Below are 23299 nucleotides of genomic sequence, written 5' to 3' on the forward strand. Positions count from 1 at the left end.
CTCCACGCGCGCCGAGCACGCCCCCGCCGCTCATCGCGCCCAGCGCACCAACGCACGCCCGAAGGCGCACACCCGAAAGCCCGCACAACGACAACGCCACTACTCCATAACGCAAAAAGGGCCCCGGACGGAAAACCGTCCGAGGCCCTTCAAACATTCGCGCCGTCGGCGCAAGCACCCTAGCTGGCGAACAGCTCGATCGTGTCGCCTTCCTTGAGGGTGACCATCGCCTTCTTCCACGTGCGGGTCCTGCCCAGCTGGTAACGCACGCGCTTGGGCTTGGACTTCACGTTCAGCGTGTTCACCTTCACCACCGTCACATCGAAGATAGCCTCGATGGCCTGGCGGATCTCGATCTTGTTGGCGTCCTTGGCCACCTCGAAGGTGTAGGTGTTCTTCTCCATCTGATCATAGCTGTGCTCCGTGATGACGGGACGGATGATGATCTCGCGGGGATCCTTCATTATGCGAGCACCTCCTCGATGCGCTTGAGGGCGTCGGCTGTGAACACGAGCGCCTTGTTGTCGATAAGCTCGTAGGTGTTCGCCTCCGTGACCGGCAGGATGTTCACCTTCGGGATGTTGCGGAACGACAGGTAGGTGTTCACGTCGTCGTCGCACACCACCACCGTGGTGCGGCCCTCAAGGCCGAACGCCTTCAGGAACGCCACGGCGTCCTTCGTGCGGGGTTTCTCGAAGGGGAACGTGTCGACCACGTGCAGCTCGCCGTCGGCCAGCTTGGCAGACAGGGCCGAGCGCATGGCCAGCTTGACCTCTTTGTTGTTCACCTTCATCGCGTAGGAGCGCGGATGCGGCCCGAACACGGTGCCGCCGCCCGTCCACTGGGGAGAGCGGATGGAACCCTGGCGGGCGCGGCCGGTGCCCTTCTGGCGCCACGGCTTCTTGCCGCCGCCGCGCACCTGCCCGCGCGTCTTGGTGTCATGCGTGCCCTGACGCCACGAGGCGCGCTGCGCGCGAACCACGTGGTGCATGACGTGCACGTTCGGCTCGATGCCGAACACGGAGGGGGCCAGGTCGGCAGAGCCGGCCTTCTTCCCGCTCACGTCTTTGATATCGATCGTCGTCATGATGTGAAAGCTCCTTTGAGGTTACGTCGGCTACGCCATGCGGACGCGGACGATGCCGTTCTTGCTGCCGGGGATCGCGCCCTTGACGAGGATGAGGTTCTGCTCCTCGTCGATGCGGACGACTTCCAGGTTCCTCACGGTCACCGTGTCGCAGCCCATGTGACCCGGAAGCTTGAGGCCCTTGAACACGCGGGACGGCGTGGCGCACTGGCCCACCGAACCGGGCGCGCGATGGAAGTGCGCGCCATGGCCGCCCGGACCGCCGCCGAAGCCCCAGCGCTTCATGACGCCGGCGAAGCCCTTGCCCTTCGACGTGCCCTGGACGTCCACCTTCTTCACGTCGGCGAACGCGGCAACCGTCTGCTCGTCGCCCACCTTGTACTCGGAGGCGTCCTCGACGCGCACCTCGCGCAGGTAGCGCACCGGCTGGGCACCCTGCTTGGCGAAATGGCCCGCCATAGGCTTGTTGACCTTCTTCTCCTTGATGGCACCGAAGCCCAGCTGCACGGCCTCGTAGCCGTCGGTGGCCTTCGTCTTCACCTGGCACACCTTGTTCGGCTCGGCCTGGATGACCGTCACGGGAACGACGCGGTCGTCCTCGTTGAAGATCTGGGTCATGCCGATCTTCTTACCGTAGATTGCGTTGATCATGGTTCGCGATGCCCCCTTACAGCTTGATCTCGATGTCGACGCCGGCAGGGAGATCGAGGCGCATCAGGGAGTCCACCGTGTTCGGCGTGGGCTCCAAGATGTCGATGAGGCGCTTGTGCGTGCGCATCTCGAACTGCTCGCGCGAATCCTTGTCGACGTGCGGGCCCTTGACGACGCAGTACAGGTTGCGCTCCGTCGGCAGCGGAATGGGACCGGACACTTTGGCGCCCGTCTTCTGGGCGGTGTCGACGATAAGCTTCGTGGACTGGTCCACGATCTCATGGTCGTAACCCTTGAGACGGATGCGAATCTTCTGATTAGCCACTTACCTTACCTCCAATAATGCTCGCGCGCACGCCTTAGGCGTTGCCGCCGGCCTTGCTGATAATTTCCTCCGCCACGTTCTTCGGCACAGCCTCGTAGCTATCGAACTGCATCGTGTACGAAGCGCGGCCCTGCGTCGTGGAACGCAGGTCGGTGGCGTAGCCGAACATCTCGGACAGCGGAACCTTCGCCTTGATGGTCTTGGCGTTGCCGCGGTCGCCCATGCCCTGGATCTGGCCGCGACGGCTGGAGAGGTTGCCCATGACGTCGCCCATGTACTCCTCGGGCGTCTCCACCTCGACGGCCATCATCGGCTCGAGGATGACCGAGGAACCCTTCTTGAGCGCGTCCTTGATGGCCATGGAGCCGGCCACCTTGAACGCCGCCTCGGACGAGTCAACCTCGTGGTACGAGCCGTCGATGAGCTCGACCTTGATGTCGACGACCGGGTAGCCCGCGAGCACGCCGGAGTTCAGCGCCTCCTGGATGCCCTTGTCGATGGGCGTGATGTACTCCTTCGGCACGACGCCGCCCACGATCTTGTTCTCGAACTCGTAGCCCTTGCCCGGCTCCTGCGGATACATGTTGATGATCGCATGGCCGTACTGGCCGCGACCGCCGGACTGGCGCACGAACTTGCCCTCGGCGTTCATAACCGGCTTCGTGGCCGTCTCGCGATAGGCGACCTGCGGCTTGCCCACGTTCGCCTCCACCTTGAACTCGCGCAGAAGGCGGTCGACGATGATCTCGAGGTGCAGCTCGCCCATGCCGGCGATGATGGTCTGGCCCGTCTCCTGGTTGGTGGACACGCGGAACGTCGGGTCCTCCTCGGCGAGCTTCTGCAGCGCGATGCCCATCTTGTCCTGCTCGGCCTTCGTCTTCGGCTCGACGGCGATGTCGATAACCGGCTCGGCGAACTCCATGGACTCGAGGATGATCGGATGGTCGGCGTCGCACAGCGTGTCGCCGGTGGAGGTGTCCTTCAGGCCCACGACCGCGACGATGTCGCCCGCGGCGCAGCCGTCGATGTCCACGCGCTGGTTCGAGTGCATCTGCAGAAGGCGCCCGATGCGCTCCTTCTTATCCTTCGAGGCGTTCACCACGTACGAACCGGACTCGAGCTTGCCCGAGTACACGCGCAGGTAGGTCAGCTTGCCCACGAACGGATCGGTCATGATCTTGAACGCGAGCGCGCTGAACGGCTCCTTGAAGTCGGCGCGGCGCTCGTCCTCTTCGCCAGTCTCGGGGTTCGTGCCCTTGATGGCGGGGATGTCGATCGGCGAGGGCATGTAGTCCACCACGCCGTCAAGCAGCTCCTGCACGCCCTTGTTCTTGTAGGACGAGCCCACGAACACGGGATGGATCTCGCAGGCGATGGTGCCTTTGCGGATGGCGGCCTTCAGCTCTTCGACCGTCACCTCCTCCTCCATGAGCACCTTCTCCATGAGCGCGTCGTCGCAGTCGGCGGCAGCCTCGAGCAGCTCCTGGCGGTGCAGCTCGGCCTCGTCGGCGAACTCGGCCGGAATGGCGTCCATAGCCTCGGGATACGTCATGCCCTTCTCGTCGGCCTTGAAGTCCCAAGCCGTCATGGTGACCAGGTCGATGACGCCCCAGAAGCCGTCCTCGGCGCCCATGGGCATCTGCACGGCCACGGCCGGCGCGCCCAGGCGGTCCTTCATCGTCTCGATCGCGCGGAAGAAGTCGGCGCCCACGCGGTCGTACTTGTTGATGTAGGCGATGCGCGGCACGCCGTAGCGGCTGGCCTGGCGCCACACCGTCTCGGACTGCGGCTGCACGCCGGCCACGGCGTCGAACACCGCGACCGCGCCGTCGAGCACGCGCAAGCTGCGCTCGACCTCGGCCGTGAAGTCAACGTGGCCGGGCGTGTCGATGATCTGGAAGCGGTACTCCTTGCCGTCGGCAGCGCCGCCGGGGTACTTCCAGAAGCACGTGGTGGCGGCGGCGGTGATGGTCACGCCGCGCTCCTGCTCCTGCACCATCCAGTCCATCGTCGCGGCGCCGTCGTGCACCTCGCCGATCTTGTGGGTCTTGCCCGTGTAGTAGAGGATGCGCTCGGTCGTCGTCGTCTTGCCCGCGTCGATGTGGGCCATGATGCCGATGTTGCGCGTATCCTTCAGGTCGATCTTTGCCATGAGGCGAGTCCTCCTTTAGAAGCGGTAGTGCGAGAACGCACGGTTCGACTCGGCCATCTTGTACAGGTCCTCGCGCTTCTTCACCGACGCGCCCGTGTTCTCGGCGGCGTCCATGATCTCGGCGGCGAGGCGCTGCTTCATCGTGTGCTCCTTGCGCTTGCGCGAGAAGTCGACGATCCAGCGGATCGCGAGCGTGGTGGCGCGACGGGAGTTGACCTCCATCGGCACCTGGTAGGTGGCGCCGCCAACGCGCTTCGGCTTGACCTCGAGCGTGGGGCGCACGTTGTCCATAGCCTTCTTGAAGACGGCCAGCGGGTCGCCGCCGGTCTTCTCCTCGATGATGGCGAACGCGCCGTAGACGATGTTCTCGGCCACGGACTTCTTGCCGTCGAGCAGGATCTTGTTGATCAGCTGCGTGACGAGGCGGTTGTTGTACTGGGCGTCCGGCTGCACTTCGCGGCGGACTGCTGCTGCACGACGCGGCATGTAATACTCCTTCTTGCTCCTGCGCGCTTCCGGGCGGCTTTCCTTCCACCCATTAGACCCCGCCCGCGCCCCCTTTGGGCGATGACGGCTGCGGCCCGCGCGACTTAACGGTTACTTATTTCGGGCGCTTGGCGCCGTAGCGGCTGCGAGCCTGCTTGCGGTTGTCCACGGCGGCGCAGTCGAGCGCAGCGCGGATGACCTTGTAGCGCACACCAGGGAGGTCCCTCACGCGGCCGCCGCGGATGAGCACCATCGAGTGCTCCTGCAGGTTGTGGCCGATGCCCGGAATGTAGGCGGTCACCTCCATGCCGTTGACGAGACGCACGCGGCACACCTTGCGCAGAGCCGAGTTCGGCTTCTTCGGCGTGGTCGTGTACACGCGGGTGCACACGCCGCGCTTCTGCGGGTTGCCCTTGAGCGCGGGGGTCTTCTTCTTCTTGACCGACTCCTTGCGACCCTTGCGGATCAGCTGGTTAACGGTAGCCAAAGTTTCTCTCCTTCTACCTCTTGCGTGTTCGGCGTTTTCGTGTGCGCTCAGCTGATGCGCACGCAAAAACAAGCATCCTCAAAGGACGCGAACGAGAACTCTACCATCCGCACTCGGCGTTGTCAAACGCCACGCATCCGGGCGTATCTATCCCTCTTGACAAACGTTTTCGCAGGTGGAAAAGCATGCGGAAGAGTGTCGCTCCCCCTGTCGCTTGCGCAATTCGAAAAATATTCCGCACCGAACCGGGCGCGCGGCGCCCGCCTCGCAGCCGGATGGGGCTCGCACACCCCCGCCGCCGCGCCGGGCCCGCGCGCCCCTCGCAGCCGGGACAGGCGCCCGCGCGCCGACGACCAGGCCGCCCCCCTCGCCGCCGGGCCGGGCGCGCCGACAGCCTCTCGCCTTGCAGGATACCGCGCCGGCGGCAGTCAGCGGCGAGGAGGATCGCATGCCCCTCCTCGCGCCTGGCCGGGTCCGCTCCTCCCCTCGCCTCGCGAAGCGCCGCCCCGGCCGCCTCTCGCCCGACGGGCTCGCGCGCGACGGCCCCTCGCCGCCTGGCCGAGCGCCGTCCCGCGGCCCCTCGCAGCCGGATGGGGCTCGCGCCCCCTCGCAGCCCTGCCGAGCTCGCGCGCGGCGCCCCCTCGCAGCCCTGCCGGGCGCGCACGCCCCTCCTCGCGCCTGGCCGGGCTCGCATGCGGCGGCCTCGGGGCATTCGGCCCCTCAGCCCCACGCCGCGCGCCTAGCCGCGCGCGGCCATCTCCTCGAGGTCCTCCAAATTCCCTTCGAGCGGCAGCGGCCCCTCGGCGTCGCTGCCCCCGGCCTCGCCGAACACGTACTCGTGCCCTGGCAGCGCGATGTTGAGCACGATCCCCGCGATCGACCCCACGGCCAACCCCGACAGCGACACGGACACGCCGCCCACCGCGATCACGATGGCTCCGGCCGCGCTGTAGGCGATGCCCAGCGACAGCACCAAAACCAGCGCCGCGATCAGCACGTTGCGGCTCTTCGTGAAGTCCACGCGGTTCTCCACGAGGTTGCGGATGCCCACCGCCGAGATCATCCCGTACAGCACGAGCGACACCCCGCCGATCACGCACGACGGCATGGCGGCGATGACGGCCGCGAACTTCGGGCAGAACGACAGCGCGATGGCGAACAGCGCCGCGATGCGCACGACGCGCGGATCGAACACGCGGGTCAGCGCCAGCACGCCCGTGTTCTCGCCGTACGTCGTGTTGGCAGGCGCGCCGAACAGCGCCGCGAGCACGGTGGCCAGCCCGTCGCCCAACAGCGTGCGGTGCAGCCCCGGCTCGGAGATGTAGTTGCGGTTGCAGGTGGAGCTGATGGCCGACACGTTGCCGATATGCTCGATCATCGTGGCGAAGGCGAGCGGCACGATGGTGATGACAGCCGTGATGGCCAGCCCGGCGTCGAAATTCGCCCCGAGCACGGAGAACGCCGTGTCGTCCCACGCCACCGGCAGCCCGACCCACGCGGCCTCGGCCACCCCGCCGAAGTCGACCTCGCCCGCAGCGGCCGCCACCACGTACGACCCCACCACGCCCAGCAAGATGGGAACGATCTTCACCATGCCCTTGCCCCAGATGTTGGCCGCCACGATGATGACGACGGCCACCAGCGCGACAAGCCAGTTCGTCGAGGCGTTCTCGATGGCCGAGCTCGCAAGGATGAGTCCGATGGAGATGACGATGGGGCCCGTCACCACCGGGGGGAAGAACCGCATGACGCGCGCGGGGCCGAACACGCGGAACAACGCCGCCAGCACGAGGTACAGAAGCCCCGCGCACGCAACGCCCAGGCAGGCGTACGGCAGGAGGTCGGCCTCGCCGTTCGGCGCGATGGCCGCATAGCCCGCGATGAACGCGAACGACGACCCCAGAAACGCGGGCACCTTGCCCTTGGACGTGAAGTGGAACAAAAGCGTGCCCAAGCCGGCGAACAGAAGCGTCGCCGACACGGACAGCCCGGTCAGCGTCGGCACCAAAATGGTGGCGCCGAACATCGCGAACATGTGCTGAAGGCCGAACACCGCCATCTTGGGCGCGCCGAGCGTGCGCGCGTCGTAGATGGCGTCGGGGCTGTCTTTGACCCCCATGGTTGGCACGGCGTTCGTCTCGCTCATGTCGAAAGTCCCCTTGTCTGTCGAGTTCCGTCGCGTCGCGGCCGTCCGACCTCGAAGAATCCGAGACGACCGTTCGTATTGTGCCACAAAGCGCGCCCGCGCGCGGCCTCAATCCCGACGACGGCCGCCGGCTTTCCCCGAACGACCGCCCGGGGCTCCCCGGCCGCCTCGCGATCCGCCGCGGCCCGCGGCATCCCGCCCGCCCGCGGCTCCCCGGCCGCCCGCGCGGCGTCCGCCAGCGCCCTGAGCGCCCGCGCCGCCCGCCGCGTCCCAGCCGTCCCCGCGGCCTGCGGCGCCTCGAAAGCTCCCGTCGCGCCGAGCCTGAGCCCGGCCCGCGGCCCCGGGCGCGTCCGGACGGCCCTTCGCGCCGCGCGCCGCAGCCCCCTTCGCGCCCTGGCGAGGGGCCGCCCCCTCGCCGGGGCCCCTCCCCTTCGCCGGCCGCGCGTCGCCCCGCGCGCCCGCGCCTTTGCGACCGCCTCCCGAACGGCCCTTGTCGCGCGCCTTCTCGGGACGCACGAGGCACTTCGGGCCGAAGCCCACCAGATCCATGCGCCCCGCCCGCCGAAGCGCCTCCAAAACCAGCTCGCGGTTCTTCGGATCGCGGTACTGGATGAGCGCGCGCTGAAGCGCCTTCTCGTGCGGGCTCTTCGGCACGTGGACCGGCTCCATCGTGCGGGGGTCCACGCCGGTGTAGTACATCGCCGTGGACATGCTGCCCGGCGTGGGATAGAAATCCTGCACCTGCTCGGGCATGTAGCCGAGGTCGCGGCAGTACTCAGCCAGCTCGATGGCCTCGTCGAGCGTCGAGCCCGGATGCGACGACATCAGGTACGGCACGAGGTACTGCTTCGCGCCCAGCCGCTCGTTCTCGCGCGCGTAGCGCTCGCAGAATCGCTCGTACACGAGCCTCCGCGGCTTGCCCATCACGGCCAGCACCGCGTCTGACACATGCTCGGGCGCGACCCTCAGCTGGCCGCTCACGTGGTGCTTTACCAGCTCGCGCAAAAACTCGTCGCCGTGGGCGCGGTCGGCCAGCACGTAGTCGAAGCGGATCCCCGAGCGCACGAACACCTTCTTCACGCCCGGCAGCTTCCGCAAGCGGCGCAAAAGCTCCAGGTAGTCGCCATGATCGGCCACAAGGCGCGAGCACGGCTCGGGCGCGAGGCAGCGCTTGTTGCGGCACGCGCCGTGCTCCGCCTGCTTGGCGCACGCCGGCGCGCGGAAGTTCGCCGTCGGGCCTCCCACGTCGTGGATGTAGCCTTTGAAGTCCGGGTCGGCTATCAGGGCCCGCGCCTCCTCCATGATCGAGTCGTGGCTGCGCGCCTGCACGATGCGCCCCTGATGGAACGTGAGCGCGCAGAACGAGCACTCGCCGAAGCAGCCACGGTTGCTCGTCAGGCTGAACTTGACCTCCTTGATGGCGGGCACGCCGCCCGCGGCCTCGTAGCGCGGATGGTAGGCCCGCGCATACGGCAGCCGGTACACCGCGTCCATCTCGGCCTGAGAAAGCGGGGCCGCGGGCGGGTTCTGCACGACGAACTCGCGGTCGGAGTACGGCTCCACGAGGCGCTTGCCCGTGAAGGGGTCGCTGTTGGCGTACTGCGCCGCGAAGCTGCGCGCGTAGGCCAGCTTGTCGGCCGAGATCTCGTCGAACGAGGGCAGCATCACCGCGTCGTAGACATGCTCGAGGGAGCGGGCGCGGTACACGGTGCCGTCTATGAAGGTGAGATCCGCGATGGAAAGCCCCGCGTCCAGCGCGTCGGCGATCTCCACGATGGAGCGCTCCCCCATGCCGAAGCTCACGAGGTCGGCGCCGGAATCCAGCAGGATGGAGCGCTTGAGCCTGTCGGACCAGTAGTCGTAGTGCGCAAGCCGCCGCAAGCTCGCCTCGATGCCGCCCAGCACGATGGGCGTTTGCTTGAACGTGCGGCGGATCAGGTTGGAGTACACCACGGCCGCGCGGTTCGGCCGCAGCCCCGCCTTGCCGCCCGGCGAGTACGCGTCGGTGCGGCGGCGCTTCCTCGCCACCGTGTAGTGGTTCACCATGGAGTCCATGTTGCCCGCCGAAACGAGGAACGCCAGGCGCGGCTCGCCGAACTCCGCGACCGACGCCGGGTCGTTCCAGTCGGGCTGCGCGATCACGCCCACGCGGTAGCCGCGCGCCTCCAGAAGCCGCGTGATGATGGCGGCCCCGAACGAAGGATGGTCCACGTACGCGTCGCCCGACACGTACGCGAAATCAACCCGATCCCAGCCGCGCTCCTCCATCTCCCGACGCGTCGTCGGCAGAAACCCCTGCGCCACGGATGCCGTCCTTCCCTCGCCTGCGCCCGACCGTACCCCACCACGATACGGCATCGCGCGCCCGACAGCGCCAACGACGCCCCGTCCAAACGAAAACCCCACCGCGCCCCCGGGCGCGAGAGCCCGCAAACCGGCCATGGGCGCGAGCGTCCGGCAGCCCCCGGGCCCGGAAGCCCCCGGGGGCCCGGCCGGCGAGCCGCCCCCAAGCCCGCGCGCCTCAGGAGAGCGCGCGGCCCTCGGGCGCGATCCGCGGCGCCCCGCGCCGGCGAGCCTCCCGGCAGCCCGCCGCCACCCGCCCGCGAACCTCCGACGGGTCCGCAAGCCCCGCGCCCCGGGCCTCCGGCGCCCCCTCGAGCCCCCGCGCCCTCGAGGCCCTTGCGCTCCCGCGCATCGGGCGCACGCGAGCGTCCGGCAGCCCCGCGCCGGCCGCCGCGCGCAGGCAGATCGCCCCTTCCGCACGACGAGCCGCCGGACGCGCGCCCGGCGGCTCGAAAACGCCTCGCAAACCCAACGGACCCGCCCAAAGCGGCCTGCGGCCCCGCCGCCTTGGCACGGCCCTGCGCCAGCCCCACCGGCCCGCGGCCTCGACGACGCCCGCGCCCGGCACCGACGTCGCCGGGCGCGCTCGCGCGGCTCGAGCGGCCCGGACCGCCTCACGCCGTCGGCGGCACCTGTCCCGGACGCGACCTGCCCTCCAGCTCGAAGGGCATCGGATCATCCTGCCCTCGCCATGACGGCACGTCGAACTGCTGCGCCCAATATCCCAAGGAGCGCGCGACCATGGCCATCGCGAACACGACCCCCGCCATCGAGAGCACAACGCACCCCGCGAACAGAACCAGCATGAGCGCCGTAAGCCCCAGAAACAACACCGCGAGAATGGCGGAGCCGCCCGCGCCCGCAACCGGCAATACGGAAAGGGAGCCCATGATGATTCCCACCACCCCGATCGCGAACACAATGGCCCATGAGAAGAGATAAGTCGCCACCAGCAGCAGAATCGCCATCCCCAGGATGCGCAGCAGGCCCGAGAGGTCGTGCCGTATCATGGCCCACACCCTGCCGAACTGCAAGCCGGGCGCCAGGCGCCCGTAAATGCTCATGCGCATCGCGCCCACCCAGAAAAAGAGCGACGCCAGCGCCACGGACGCCATGAGCAGCAGCCACAGCAGCGCCGTCGGGCCGAGCGCAGCCGAAAACCAGCCGCGAGCCGCCCAGAACGCCCCGAACCCGGTCAGGATGCCCCACACCACCCCGAGAGCCCAGGACGCGATCCAGCACACGAGCGCGATCACGATCACGAAGAATCCGCGCCGATACAGCGCGCCGTCCTCGTTTCCGAAGATGCTCGGAGGAAGCGGCGCATGGATGCCCCAGGCGATGTCGCGCGCCCATCCGAACAGGTAGCCGTACATGACGATCTGCCCGAACACCGGGATCATGTTGACAAGCGCGAGGAGGATCAGCTTGCCGATCCATCCCGGCGAGTTCCTGATATCGCGCCAAGCCGTTTTGAAATACCCTGTCTGCATGGCAGCCCTCTTCTCTCCGTCCCTATCCGTCCACTATAAGCGCGTCCGCGCGCGCCCCGGCGTTCCGTTGCCGTTCCGTCAGCTACCTGTCAGCTCCGCGGATCCGCATAGGAGCGTCCGCGCGGAGGGGCCCTCCGCCGAAGCGCGGCGAAGCCGCCGTGCGGCCCGCGCAGGCTAAAGGCCGTCGCCCTCCGCCCGAGCGCGGCGCCCCCAACCCGAGGGGGAAAGCCCCGCTCAAGCGCGACTTCCTCAGTTCACGCGGAAAAGGAGCCGCCCCCTCCCCCACCGAAGCGCGGCGAAGCCGCCGCACCACGCTCGCAGGCCGCAGCGCTCGCGCGACGCTCGCAGGCCGCGGCCTCCGCGCGCCCGCGCAAGGGGGATGCCGTAGAGGTCGCTGCGCCCCTTGCACTTTGCGCGGCCTCCGCGCGCCCGCGCAAAAAAAAAGGGGGGGGGGATGCGCGAAACGCCCGCCAGCATCGCAGGACCATCCCCGCACGACCTGCGCGGAAAAGAGGGCGCCGCCTTCGCCAAACCGCCCCGCCCGCCCCCGCGGCCCGCGCGGAAAACGCAACCCGCACAGGCCGCGGCGCTCGCGCTGGTCGCGGCCCCCGCGGCCCGCGGGTCGCCCGCATGCCGCGGCATCCCCCGCCCTGCGCCATGCCCGCAGATCGCGACACCCGTGCGGCCTGCACTACGCCCGCAGATCGCGACGCCCGTGCGGCCCGCACCACGCTCGCGGGTCGCGGCACCCATGCGGCCCAGGCGTAGTGGCGATCCCGCCAGCGTTTTGCTTTCTTGCCACGCACCATGCTCGCGGCCGCGGCACCCGCGCAACCCGCACAGGCCGCGGCGCTCGCAGTCGCAACGTCCCCGCGGGTCGCGCAGCCCCCCCCCCGCGGCCCGCGCGGCCCTCGCACGCCGCGGCATCCCCCGCCCTGCACAGAAAAGGAGGCCCCGCAGGGCCTCCTTGTTCGATGCTCCTGATCGCTTCTCGCAGAAAGCGTCGGGCTACTTGAGGGTGACGGCGGCGCCGGCTTCCTCCAGCTTGGCCTTCATCTCCTCGGCCTTGTCCTTGGCAACGCCCTCCTGGATGGCCTTCGGAGCGCCCTCGACGGCCTCCTTGGCCTCCTTCAGGCCCAGGCCCGTGATCTCGCGGACCACCTTGATGACGGCGATCTTGTTGTCGCCGAAGCCCTCGAGCACCACATCGAACTCGGACTTCTCCTCAGCGGCGCCACCCTCGGCACCGCCGGCGGCCGGAGCGGCGGCCACGGCCACCGGAGCGGCGGCGGACACGCCGAACGTCTCCTCGATGTCCTTCACCAGCTCGGAAGCCTCGAGCAGCGACATCTCCTTCAGAGCCTCGATGATCTCTTCGCGCGTAACAGCCATGTTCGTTTCCTTTCAAAGCGGCCGGGAGCCTCCCGGCCATGTCGTCTCATCTATCAGGCGGCGCGCCTCACGCCGCCGGCGCTGCGCTTAGGCAGCTTCCTTCTGGTCGGCCACGGCCTTGGTGGCCTGCGCCAAGCCGCTCGGCACGCCGTTGAGCGCAACGGCCAGGCCGCGAGCGACGCCGGAGATAGCGCCGGCGATCTTTGCCAGCAGCTCCTCGCGGGACGGCAGGGAAGCGATGGCCTCCACCTCGGCGGCGGACACCTCGGCGCCCTCCATCAGGCCGCCCTTGATCTCCAGGTTTTCGTTGTCCTTGGCGAAGTTCTTCACGACCTTCGCCGCGGCAGCCACGTCGGAGCCGGCGAACACGAACGCGCTCGGCCCCTCCAACATGCTGTCGAGCGTCGGAAGGCCCATCTCTTTGAGGGCGATGCGCATGATCGTGTTCTTGTACACCTTCATGCTGCCCTGGGCCTCGCGTACGCTGGCGCGCAGCGCCTGGACCTCCTTCACCGTCAGGCCGCGGTAGTCCACGACCCACATGGCGGAAACGCCCTCCAAATCCTCTTTGATCTTGACCAGCGTCTCTTGGTTCTTCACATTGGGCATGCGGTACACCTCCTTCTTCTCAAACTCGGGTTCCGCCCCTCGCGGGTGGGATCGTCGCCTGAGAAAAGGAACGACCCCCGCCGTCCGCATAGACAGCGAGGGTCGCCAAAGCGCGAAACTTTGCAACCACCTCGGCGGGCCGCGACAAGTCGCGATTAAACCTCATCGGTACCTGCTGTCTTGGGCAGCGGAACAATCCAGTACGGCACCGCTTCCACCTTCTCGAGGAAGCAGCCCTCTTATTTTAATTCCGCTCCCCCTTTTGTCAAGCGCCTCCGCACACGAACCCGCAAAGGAAACGCAGAGACGGCGCGCGAGACGCCCCGAGCTCTTAGCTCCCTTTGCGCACACGAGCCCGCAAAGGGGAACGCGGAGCGATACGCCCCGGGGCCGGATCGCGCGCTCTCGAACGCCACGCCTTCGAGCAAGGGAGGGCCCGCGGGGATGCGAAACGCCCGCAACGCAGGCGCGCCCAACCTCGCTCCCCGCCTCGGGGAAAGAAGCGCCCCCGCCCTTTCGCAGCGCTCGGATTTGGCCGGAAAAGAGAAAGGCCGCTCGAAGCGGAAAGCTTCGAGCGGCCCGATGTTGCGCGAACTCGACGTTACGCGAACTTGAAGCTAGGCAGACCTTTGGGCCTCGTAGCCATCGCCCGCGCCGGGATCGCCGCCGTCGACAGGAGGCTCGGAAGGTTCAACGACGCCGCCGTCCTTCACTGCCACCAGCTTATACGTCTCGTTGCCCGCATTGTCGATAGCCCTGATGGTAAGCACGCCGGTAGCGCCTTCCACCGAGATCTCATGCAGCGGGCGGTACTCTTCGGAGCCAAGCCCCTTCGCCTGGACGGAGTAAACCCCGCTCAGATTGTCGGTGACCGTTGCAGCGAGCGCGCCCCACGAGTTGACGTACGCCTCCTTGATCACGGGCTTCGTCGTGTCGATCTTGACGACCATAGATCCGGACTTGTTGGAGACGTTGCGTCCGGCGGAGTCGGTCAGCACCGAATGGATGCCCATGCCCTCAACGGGCGTCTCCTCCGTAATGACCGTCTTCACGTACGGGTCGCGGTAGATGGGAGGAGTGATCCAGACGGTGCGATCGATCTCGGAGATCATTCCACCCCCCAGCTCTTCCCTCAGCACGAGGAAGAAACCGCCACTCCAATCCTTGGAGAAGGTTTCAACGGTGACCGGCTTGTTGGTCCACGTTCCCGACTGGTACTCAGCTCCACCAGCGGTCATTTTGATCTCGGGGGCGTCCCTCGTGATATCGCCTTCTTCTTCCTCCTCAACAGGCACGTCCGGCTCCTCCGGATCCGGCTCCGGCTCTGGCTCCGGTACCGGCTGCGTCTCATTGTAAATGTTCAAGTTGATGTCAAGGATCGAATGATAACGCCAACCCAGCGTATTGTTCGTAAGGTACCGCATGTTGGCGACATCGCTAAAGAGTTCTTGGATCAACACGCCGTTTCCGTCGTAGGCTGCGACGCGGACACCCGACATGCAGTTCCAGATGCCCCTCACCTCGTTGACCCACTCTACCTTGATGGTCGTAACCCAGGCATCGGAAGAGACATCGACACCAACCATCTCTTTGTTACCCGTCTGGCCATCAACCTCAACGAGGAACTTCCGGCCATTCACCGGCCATTCTGCCAACACCCTGGTTCCGTTCCAAGAGTCGTTGACGCCACCGTTAAAGTGTGCGCCATCAACCCATTCTCCTTTTTCGCTGGACCCGATGGAATAATCGTACATCCCAACGCCGTACTGGCCAAACCCGTACGTCATGCTGCCAGCAACGTTCGCCCACTGATGATGCTCTTCGACGCTCTCAGCGGCGTGCGCCTGACGAGTTGGCAGCAGGGCCACCGCCGCCGCGACCAGAACCGCGGCCACAGCGACGATCGAGATTCGCCTGAGCTGCAAGCTCGATGATGCGCTCATGCCTTTACCTCCTTCACAACTCTGAATCCGACATTTTCCAAAATAGTCAGTGCGACCTCCTTCCTCACGAAGGCTTATACGCTAAAACCGGAAAAGCAGATGTTTATGCGGGATTGAAGGTCCTTGACGTAAGCGCTCCAAGTTCCATCGTCGCCCGCCGCGTTGGAATCCAATTTCTGAACAGCAAGGTTGTACGCCGTGAGCGCCTGACCGTAGCTCACGTTGTTGGGATCGAAGGACTCCCCGCCCAAAGCCTGGAAGAACTCGCCGTCCTGGCGAGCCCAGGTGTTCGACGCGGCATCCCACTCATCGCCCATGAGCGCGATCACGTAAGAGGAGTACGATTCGTCCACGGCATCCATCGCCGACACTCCCTCAGCAGGGGGAATGGGCGCGGAGACGGAGGAGGGATAGCCCTCCTTCCCCGTGACCTTCTTCCTCAGCTCCTTTATCATGTACGAATCGACCGCCCATTGCCGCACATCCTCTGCGGACGCATCGGCACCTGCGTACGACTGGGCGATGCGGTCCCAGTCCGCCGTGCCGTAAGCGGTCTGGCAAAACGCGTTGAGCTGCTCATCGGTGGGTTCCTGCACCCCTTCCGCCTTGGCCTCGTGCACCAGCACCAGGTCCGTGACGTAGCTCGACAGCACTCCCATCGTGGGCATCTCCTGCTCCCCGTCGTCGCCCTGGGTCAGGTAGGTCCCGTACCGGCTCGACACGACGTCGTCGAGGAGCACGTCCTCCTTGATGCCGTCATAGGAGAAGCTGGCGACGGCATCCGCAGACCCGACGCCCAAGGCGCCGCACCCGAAGCTGCTCGCCAGGAAGAACCCCAGAAGGCCCCCGACAAGGAGAGCGCCCACTGCCGGCGCGGCCTTCTTGACCAACGCCTGCTTCCCATCGTCACGCTCCTGCGGCTTGAACGATACGAAAGAATCGTTTTGATGATCGCTGTCGAAACTCACGAGCACTCCACTCTTCTAGCGGAAAATGGACACGTCGCCATCCTCCTATTTCCGATTATCGGATAAATGTATCAGGCATTTCGATTAGAGAGTAGTACCGTCTCATTATTGAGCATGACAAACAAAATCAACATGAGCGCCCGAAACATGCGAACCCCGGAGCTGCCCCGCGTCCGCGCGAGGCCCTTGCGGCGCTCACGCCTGCGGCGTTCGCCGTGCGACACCGCCAGCGCGCCCGTGCGGCGGGCCGGCGCCGCCGACGACGGGCGCGCCAACTCCGCGCGGCCACGGGCGCGCCGGCGCGAAACCGCGGGCATCCGAACGCGCAAAACCAACCGGGGCAGGCAAGCGGAGGCGGCGCAATCGGGCCCGGCCCTCGCCGCAAGCGCACGAGCGCAGGAGGCAAGGCGCGGCGCAATCCGGCCCGGCCCTCGCATCTTCCCGCCCGCGCACGCGCGCCCCGCGGATGCCACCGAGCGTGCCCCACGCGCTCGGCCTCGCATCTCCCGGCCCGCGCACGCGCGCCCCTCGCCCGCCGCCCGCTCGTCGGCGCAGCCCGGGGCGGCTTCGCAACCGCGTCCGCTCTTTTTCGCAAGGCCTTCGAACATGCGCCCCCGCCATGCGAACGGTCCGAACGCCCTCGCACCTGCCCTCCTTTTTCGCGAGGCCTTCGAGCATGCCCCCCCCCGAACGCGCACCGCCCCTTTGGCGAACCCCAAGCGGCCTCGACAAGCCACGGGCGCCCTGAGCATGCGAAAGCCGGGGGCAGCCCGAAGAGCGCCCGCCATCGCCCCCTCCCCCTTGACGCGCCTCCCCCAGATGCGCGGCGCTTCCCCCAGATGCGCGGCTCTTCCGCAGGGAAAAGAAACGGGGGCAGGTCGCCCTGCCCCCGCGAAATGCTCATGGCCTACACGGCGTCGCCTTGCGCATCGCCGGACGCCTCGGCTTCGGCTGCCGTATCGGCGGCCGCCCCGTCCGCCGTCCCTCCGCCATCGGGCGGGGACCCCTGCCCGCCCTCCGATGCGGCGTCGGCCGAGCCTTCGCCGCTAGGCGCGCCCTGCGCATCCCCGCCGACGATCTCCTCCACCGGATTCGTCGGATCGGCTTCCGCGTAGGTGAACGTGATGGTGTCGCCCTCCTTGTACCCCACGATCTCGATGAGGCCCGGCAGCGCGAAGTCGTAGATGCCTTCCTCCCCGTCGAGCGTCACGTAGAAGTGGGAGTTGCCCTCCACCACCGCCTGCGCGATGTTGCGGATCGTGCCCGTCTTCTCAACCGAACCCGTATCGGCGCCCTCGCCCTCCGCGACCACGCCGTTGGTGGCGAGGAGCGCCTGGTAGGCCTTCTGGCATTCGGCCACCGTGTTGCCCACGGCCACGTTCTGGTAGCGCTGGATGTCGATCATGGCGAACTGCTTCACCAAGCCCGCGTCGTCTTTCAGGGCCATGAAGTACGTCGGCTGGCCCGACACGTTGATGAGCAGCGGGAAGGTGGCCCGGTAGCGCAGGTTCTGCACCTGGCCCTCGGCCGACTGCATGGCCGATTGCTCGGTGGCGCCGGCCACCGAGTAGAAGTGCGATTCGGCCGTGCGCTGGTTGATCAGCACGAAACCGACGATGGAGTTGTCGGCCGTGGCCGAGGTCACGCCCGTGTACACCCACACGTCGTCGTCCTTGGCGATGTAGTTGTACCCCTGGTTGCCGTCGGTGCCCGGCGTGGTCTGCACCACGTCCTGCTGGCCGAGGAACGAGTTCAGCCAGCCGTTCTTGTACTTGCCCGACCAGTTGTACTGCTCGAGCAGAAGGTCGGTGGGGTAGGCGTGGTCCACCCACTGCGGCACGTCCTCGATGGCGAGGTCCTGGCACTCGCCCGTGGTGGCGTCCACCATGACCACGCGCTCGATGGTGGTGCCGCCGAACAGGCCGATCGTGCGCGTCTGCACCGGGCAGATCCACCACGGATGCCCGTCGTCGTCGATCTCGAACGACTTCTGGTCGAACATGTAGAAGGGGTACTTCAGCTGCACATGGCGGTCGATGTTGCGCGCGAGCGGCTCGGACTCCGAGTAGTAGATGGGGCTGTCGTCGAGCCGCACGATCTCGGCGTCCTGCGTCGTCATGTTCACGAGCGCGTAGGCCGGGATGCCGCCCTCGCGGTTCGTGAACCACTTGAACAGGTCGGCGTACCCGAGCGGGCTCACGCGCACCGGCTCCTGCTGGTAGTTGATCTGGCTGTACAGCGGTGAGATCTCGAATTGGCTCACGTACTCGGGGATGGAGCCCATCTCGCGGTTGCCCAGAAGGACGGCGGAGTCGCGGTCGATGACCGGGATCTCGGAGTAGTTCACCTCCTGGATGTCGGTGGCGAAGTCGTCGGTGGAGGTCTGCAGCACGTTGGCGTACTTCTCGGCGTTGCCGGGGAAGATCGACAGCGACGCGACGGCCCCCACCACGCCCACCAGCGCCACGAGCACCGGCACGTACGACGCCACCTTGAACGCCTTGGATTTGCCCGGGCTCGGATCGACCTTGCTCGTGCCCGTCTTGTACGCGCGCGATTTGCCCCAGAACACCAAGAACAGCGGCAGCAGGATGAACACCGTCACGAACATCCAGGTGTCCGTGCTGTGGATGTTGATGGGAGGATGGAACCACCAATAGGCGGCCAAACCGATGATGACGATGACGATGGCCGCCACGATAAGGGCCTTCCTGCCCCACGATGCCATCCGGTCAGCGAAGGGGATCTCCACGTTCACGTGCGGAGGGCGCGACCCGCCGCCCCCGTGGCCGCCGGACCCGCCCCGACCGCCTGCTTCCCCTTGGCCGCCAAAGCCTCCCTCGAAGTTCATGCCCGACTGCTTGAGCGCCTCCAGAAGCGCATCGAGCCCGGATGTCTGTTTCACGGAATCCCTTTCCCCGAATCTCGCGTACTTTAAAGTACCCACTATACACCAAAGCGCCCGGCCGCTCATCGCAGCCGGGCGCCGCCGTTACCTTGTCTTTACAATCGCGCGCAGGCGCGGCGCTCGCCGGAGCAGCGGGCCTCGTCCCGGCGGGACCGCGAGGTCACAGAAGCTGCCGCAGCACGAAGGGCAGGATGCCCCCGTTCTCGTAGTAGCGGCCCTCGGTCGGCGTGTCCACGCGCACCGTCACCTTGAACCCGACCTTCGACCCGTCGGCGCGCTCGGCCGTCACGTCCGCCACGCGCGGCTCGGGAAGGCCGGCCGAGAAGTCGATGGGCGACACCGTGTAGCGCTCCGATCCGTCGAGGCCGAGCGTCTCGGCGCTCTCGCCCTCTTGGAACTGCAGCGGCAGGATGCCCATGCCGATGAGGTTGCTGCGATGGATGCGCTCGAAGCTCTCCGCGAACGCCGCGCGCACGCCGAGGAGCGCCGGCCCCTTCGCCGCCCAGTCGCGCGACGAGCCGCTGCCGTACATCTTGCCGGCCACCACCACCGAAGGCGCGCCCGCGGCCTCGTAGCCCATGGCCGTATCGAACAGCGGCCGCACCTCGCCGGTCAAGAAGTCGCGCGTCCAGCCGCCCTTCCTCCCCCCGGCCAGCTTGTTCTGCAGCTTCACGTTGGCGAACGTGCCGCGCATCATCACCTCGTGGTTGCCGCGGCGCGCGCCGTAGGTGTTGAAGTCGGCCGGTGCGACGCCGTGCTTGTCGAGGTAGCGCGCCGCCGGCGAGTCGGCGGCGATGGAGCCGGCCGGCGATATGTGGTCGGTCGTGATGAAGTCGCCGAGGAGCGCGAGCGCGTAGGCGCCCTCCACGGGCGCGGGGGCCGACGCCTCGCGGGCCATGCCGTCGAAGTACGGAGCGCGCCTCACGTACGTGGACGCCTCGTCCCAGGCGAACGTGTCGGTGGGCTCGCTGCCCAGCTCCCGCCACGCCGCATCGCCGTCGTACAGGCCGCGCGCGCCGTCTTCGTACAGCGACTCGTTCACGCACGACGCCATGAGCGCGTCGATCTCCTCATCGGTCGGCCAGATGTCGGCCAGATAGACCGGCGTGCCGTCCGCGCCCACATCGAGCGCGTCGCGCGACAGATCCGCATCAACCGTGCCCGCCAGCGCGTAGGCGACCACGAGCGCGGGCGAGGCCAGGTAGTTCTGCGACACGTCGGGCGAGATGCGCCCCTCGAAGTTGCGGTTGCCGGAAAGCACGCTGGCAAGCTCGAACTCGTCGGCCACGTCGTGCAGCGCCTCCGCCACGGGCCCCGAGTTGCCGATGCAGCTCATGCACCCGAAGCCGCACGTGTGGAAGCCCAGCGCCCGCAGGCCCTCCATGAGCCCGGCGCGCTCGAGCAGAAGCTCGGTGGCCTTGCTGCCCGGCGCGAGGATGGTCTTCACCCACGGCTTGGGGGAAAGCCCCGCCTCGGCGGCCTTCTTGGCCACCAGGCCGCATGCCAGCATCATGCGCGGATCGGTGGCCGTCGTGCAGCTCGTCACCGCCGCGATGGCGATCGCGCCGTGCCCGATCTCGCACGTCTCGCCGTCGACCTCCACGAGAGCGCACCTGTCCCTGTCAAGCCCCCGCTCGGCGCACACCGAGAGGAAGCGCTCGTGCATGCCGGAGAGCGGGATGCGGTCGTGCGGGCGCGACGGCCCGGCGAGCGAGCGCTCCACCGATCCCAGGTCGAGCTCGATCACCTCCGCGTAGGTGCGCTCCGGCGCGGCGGGGTCGTGCCAGGTGCCCTGCGCCTTCGCGTACGCCTCCGCGAGCGCCACCTGCTCGTCGCTGCGCCCCGTCAGGCGCAGGTACGACAGCGTCTGCTCGTCCACCGGGAACAGCGTGCAGGTGCTGCCGTACTCCGGCGTCATGTTCGCGATGCACGCGCGCTGCGTGGCGCTCAAGGACGCGAGGCCCGGGCCGAAGCACTCCACGAACGACCCCACGACGCCCTTCGCGCGCAGCGTCTGGGCGAACGCCAGCGCCACGTCCATGGCGCACACGCCGTCGGCGAGCTCGCCCACGAGGCGCACGCCCACCACGCGGGGCACGAGGGTCGTGATGGGCTGGCCGAGCGCCGCGGCCTCGGCCTCGATGCCGCCCACGCCCCAGCCGAGCACGCCGATGCCGTTCGCCGTGGGCGTGTGGCTGTCCGTGCCCACGAGCGTGTCGAAGTAGGCGGCGGCCGGCTCGCCCTCCGCGCGCTCGACGCCCGCAGCGTCCGAGGTCATCGCAACGTGCGCGAACTGCTCGATGTTCAGCTGATGGCAGATGCCCGCCCCCGGCGGCACGATGCGCACGTTGTCGAAGCTCTGCTGCGCCCACTTCAGGAAGTCGTAGCGCTCGCGGTTGCGCGAGAACTCCAGCTCCATGTTGCGCTCGAGCGCCTCGGCGCAGCCCGCCTCGTCGGCGATCACCGAGTGGTCGATCACGAGGTCGCAGGGGATCTGCGGGTTGATCTTCGCGGGGTCGCCCCCCAGCTGCGCGCACGCCTCGCGCATGACCGCGAAGTCGACGAACACCGGCACGCCCGTGAAGTCCTGGAACAGCACGCGAGCGGGCGAGAACTCGATCTCGCTGCCCACCTCCCCCGCCGCGCCCGCCGCCACGATACGCGCGGCCAGCTCCTCGGCGGCCTCGTCGCTTTCGGCGTTGCGCAGCACGTTCTCGAGCAGCACGGTCAGCGCGTACGGCAGCTTCTCCGAACCGGCCACGGCCGACACGGGATAGTAACGGTACGCCGTCCCCTGCACGTCCAGCAGGGCGGCGAAACGGCTCGACTTGTTCGTCATCGCGTCTCCCTCGTTCTCGTCTCCAACCACATACCCATCAAAAGCCCCGCGCCTGCGGGGCGCACATCAGCCGCGCGCCCATCTCGCGCTTCGCGCCTGCGGGCGCCCATCGCGCCCATCGCGCGCTTCGCGCCTATCGCGCCTGCGGGCGCGCGTTCGCATCAAGCCCCTCCCACGTTGTCGAGGATCTGCTGGGCGCGGCGCTTGAGCGATCCTTTGCTGTTCGAGGCGTCGAACGACATGCGGGCCGCAAGCTCCTTCTTCACCCGAGGGGACAAAGCCCCCGTGGAGAAGTCCGTCACAGCGGACAGCATGTCCGAAAACTCGAGATCGCCGTGAAAGCACTGGATGGCCTCGTCGACAAGGGGCCACACCCGCTCGGACCGGGCCTCCGTCGTCGAGCCAAGCTTGCAGAGGAATCGCAGCGCCGCGAGCCGCAAGGGCCCGCTCCCCTCGTCGAACAGCGCCGTCTCCGCCCCCGGGACCGCCTCGTCGCACGCGAGGGGAACGCAGTCGACGAGCAAGGTGAGGATGTCGAGGCACTCCCACCGCGTGCGCGCCTCGGGGCGATTGAGGGCGTCCACCACGGCCTCGGCGTGCGATGCCATGAGCTCGGGGTGGTCCTTCGAGAAAAAGGCGAGGGCGGCGGCCGCGTTCTGACGGTCACGCCGCGAAGGCCCTGAAAGGGCGTCGATTAGCTGATGGAACTTGCGTTCGTTGCCGAATGCCTCCTCGACAACGCTCTTTGCTCTTTGCGTCTTCTCGCTCACCGTTTTCTCGCTCACCAGATCGTGCCTCCGTTCTCAAAGACCCCGCGTCGGGACGGCTCCGCGCCTCCCCGCACATGCCCGCGAAGGTCAATTGCCCATTGTAATGCAGCGAAGCCGCGAATGAAACGAACAGGACGAAAGAGACAGGCCATCATCACGCCGACGCTCCCGAAGGCGGTGCGGAATCGGCGCGCGCCCGCGGCGGCGCCCCGTTCGCGCCGCGAGCGGGCAGGGAGACGGAACGAGGGCGGCGAGACGGCGGGACGCGGGGCGCGGCTGATCGCCCGCGCGCTTCGGCATCCGACCGGCGGCGCCCCGTCCAACCCGAAGCGAGTGGGACGCGAGCACGGCAGGCTCGCGGAGCGGACTCGGAGCCGCGGGCGATCAGCCGCGGAGGTTGCGAAGCGCGGGCGCAGGACCAAGGGAAAGGCGGAAGCGGCGAGCGCGGAGACGCGGGCACCGAGGCGGCGAGCGGGGCGCCACGGGCTCCTTGGGGGCGAAGGCGCAAGCGCCGAAGCGACGGAACGAGCGCGGGACGCGCAGGCGCCACCCCCCCCCTGCAAGAGAAAAAGACACCCGCCCCCAGTCGCTTGAACGGCTGGGAACGAGCGTCTTCGCACATAAGAAAAGCGCCCTCCGCGAGCGCGACGCCCTGTCCTCCCGCGGGCTGCCCCGCAGTACTTTCGGCGATGGCGGGCTT

Annotated in this window: 17 protein-coding genes; all 17 read right to left on the minus strand. The window is 67.8% G+C overall.

The window, feature by feature from the left end; genetic code table 11:
• Positions 1-179: 179 nt before the first annotated feature.
• Entirely contained in the window at positions 180-464 is a 285-nt protein-coding gene (gene rplW / locus B5F40_RS14785; protein ID WP_087195041.1) for a 50S ribosomal protein L23, read from the minus strand.
• The gene (rplD, locus tag B5F40_RS14790) at positions 464-1087 is read right to left on the minus strand and encodes a 50S ribosomal protein L4 (RefSeq protein WP_087195042.1); all 624 of its coding nucleotides are present in this window, start codon (positions 1085-1087) and stop codon (positions 464-466) included. Before rplD ends, rplW begins: the two co-directional genes overlap by 1 nt.
• Positions 1088-1117: 30 nt before the next feature.
• A complete protein-coding gene (rplC, locus tag B5F40_RS14795) occupies positions 1118-1738 on the minus strand; it encodes a 50S ribosomal protein L3 (protein ID WP_087195043.1) in 621 nt (206 codons plus the stop codon).
• 16 nt (positions 1739-1754) lie between these two features.
• Positions 1755-2063 (minus strand): 30S ribosomal protein S10, encoded by a 309-nt coding sequence (rpsJ, locus tag B5F40_RS14800; RefSeq protein WP_009304899.1) that lies wholly within the window; start codon positions 2061-2063, stop codon positions 1755-1757.
• Between the two features lie 34 nt (positions 2064-2097).
• Positions 2098-4215, minus strand: coding sequence for an elongation factor G (gene fusA, locus B5F40_RS14805; protein ID WP_087195044.1), 2118 nt, complete (start codon positions 4213-4215; stop codon positions 2098-2100).
• Between the two features lie 15 nt (positions 4216-4230).
• Positions 4231-4701, minus strand: coding sequence for a 30S ribosomal protein S7 (rpsG, locus tag B5F40_RS14810; RefSeq protein ID WP_087195045.1), 471 nt, complete (start codon positions 4699-4701; stop codon positions 4231-4233).
• Between the two features lie 115 nt (positions 4702-4816).
• A complete protein-coding gene (gene rpsL, locus B5F40_RS14815; RefSeq protein ID WP_087195046.1) occupies positions 4817-5188 on the minus strand; it encodes a 30S ribosomal protein S12 in 372 nt (123 codons plus the stop codon).
• A 739-nt stretch (positions 5189-5927) separates the two neighbouring features.
• Positions 5928-7334, minus strand: a complete 1407-nt coding sequence (locus tag B5F40_RS14820) for a uracil-xanthine permease family protein (protein WP_087195047.1) — start codon at positions 7332-7334, stop codon at positions 5928-5930.
• Positions 7335-7442: 108 nt separating this feature from the next.
• Entirely contained in the window at positions 7443-9638 is a 2196-nt protein-coding gene (locus B5F40_RS14825; RefSeq protein WP_239443086.1) for a YgiQ family radical SAM protein, read from the minus strand.
• 653 nt (positions 9639-10291) lie between these two features.
• On the minus strand, positions 10292-11170 hold the full coding sequence (locus B5F40_RS14830; protein ID WP_087195048.1) for a DUF4013 domain-containing protein: 879 nt from the start codon (positions 11168-11170) through the stop codon (positions 10292-10294).
• Between the two features lie 1008 nt (positions 11171-12178).
• A complete protein-coding gene (gene rplL, locus B5F40_RS14840) occupies positions 12179-12562 on the minus strand; it encodes a 50S ribosomal protein L7/L12 (protein ID WP_087195050.1) in 384 nt (127 codons plus the stop codon).
• A gap of 87 nt (positions 12563-12649) precedes the next feature.
• On the minus strand, positions 12650-13171 hold the full coding sequence (rplJ, locus tag B5F40_RS14845) for a 50S ribosomal protein L10 (protein ID WP_087195051.1): 522 nt from the start codon (positions 13169-13171) through the stop codon (positions 12650-12652).
• Positions 13172-13788: 617 nt separating this feature from the next.
• Complete coding sequence (locus B5F40_RS14850; protein ID WP_087195052.1) at positions 13789-15114, minus strand: hypothetical protein; 1326 nt, start codon at positions 15112-15114, stop codon at positions 13789-13791.
• Positions 15115-15188: 74 nt separating this feature from the next.
• Positions 15189-16082 (minus strand): hypothetical protein, encoded by an 894-nt coding sequence (locus tag B5F40_RS14855; RefSeq protein ID WP_140396527.1) that lies wholly within the window; start codon positions 16080-16082, stop codon positions 15189-15191.
• Between the two features lie 907 nt (positions 16083-16989).
• Positions 16990-18987 carry a Tat pathway signal sequence gene (locus B5F40_RS14860; RefSeq protein ID WP_087195054.1) on the minus strand — a complete coding sequence of 666 codons (1998 nt, stop codon included), beginning with the start codon at positions 18985-18987 and terminating at the stop codon, positions 16990-16992.
• 163 nt (positions 18988-19150) lie between these two features.
• A complete protein-coding gene (gene acnA / locus B5F40_RS14865) occupies positions 19151-21829 on the minus strand; it encodes an aconitate hydratase AcnA (RefSeq protein ID WP_087195055.1) in 2679 nt (892 codons plus the stop codon).
• 161 nt (positions 21830-21990) lie between these two features.
• Positions 21991-22599, minus strand: coding sequence for a hypothetical protein (locus B5F40_RS14870; protein WP_087195056.1), 609 nt, complete (start codon positions 22597-22599; stop codon positions 21991-21993).
• Between the last annotated feature and the right edge of the window lie 700 nt (positions 22600-23299).

This window comes from Gordonibacter sp. An230 (assembly GCF_002159915.1).
GTDB lineage: Bacteria > Actinomycetota > Coriobacteriia > Coriobacteriales > Eggerthellaceae > Rubneribacter.

Excerpts from the sequence above, each read along its gene's own strand:
- B5F40_RS14830 (WP_087195048.1), bottom strand. The coding sequence starts at position 11,170 with ATGCAGACAGGGTATTTCAAAACGGCTTGGCGCGATATCAGGAACTCG.
- rplW (WP_087195041.1), bottom strand. The coding sequence starts at position 464 with ATGAAGGATCCCCGCGAGATCATCATCCGTCCCGTCATCACGGAGCAC.
- rplC (WP_087195043.1), bottom strand. The coding sequence starts at position 1,738 with ATGATCAACGCAATCTACGGTAAGAAGATCGGCATGACCCAGATCTTC.
- acnA (WP_087195055.1), bottom strand. The coding sequence starts at position 21,829 with ATGACGAACAAGTCGAGCCGTTTCGCCGCCCTGCTGGACGTGCAGGGG.
- rpsG (WP_087195045.1), bottom strand. The coding sequence starts at position 4,701 with ATGCCGCGTCGTGCAGCAGCAGTCCGCCGCGAAGTGCAGCCGGACGCC.
- B5F40_RS14820 (WP_087195047.1), bottom strand. The coding sequence starts at position 7,334 with ATGAGCGAGACGAACGCCGTGCCAACCATGGGGGTCAAAGACAGCCCC.
- fusA (WP_087195044.1), bottom strand. The coding sequence starts at position 4,215 with ATGGCAAAGATCGACCTGAAGGATACGCGCAACATCGGCATCATGGCC.
- rplD (WP_087195042.1), bottom strand. The coding sequence starts at position 1,087 with ATGACGACGATCGATATCAAAGACGTGAGCGGGAAGAAGGCCGGCTCT.
- rplJ (WP_087195051.1), bottom strand. The coding sequence starts at position 13,171 with ATGCCCAATGTGAAGAACCAAGAGACGCTGGTCAAGATCAAAGAGGAT.
- rplL (WP_087195050.1), bottom strand. The coding sequence starts at position 12,562 with ATGGCTGTTACGCGCGAAGAGATCATCGAGGCTCTGAAGGAGATGTCG.
- B5F40_RS14850 (WP_087195052.1), bottom strand. The coding sequence starts at position 15,114 with ATGAGCGCATCATCGAGCTTGCAGCTCAGGCGAATCTCGATCGTCGCT.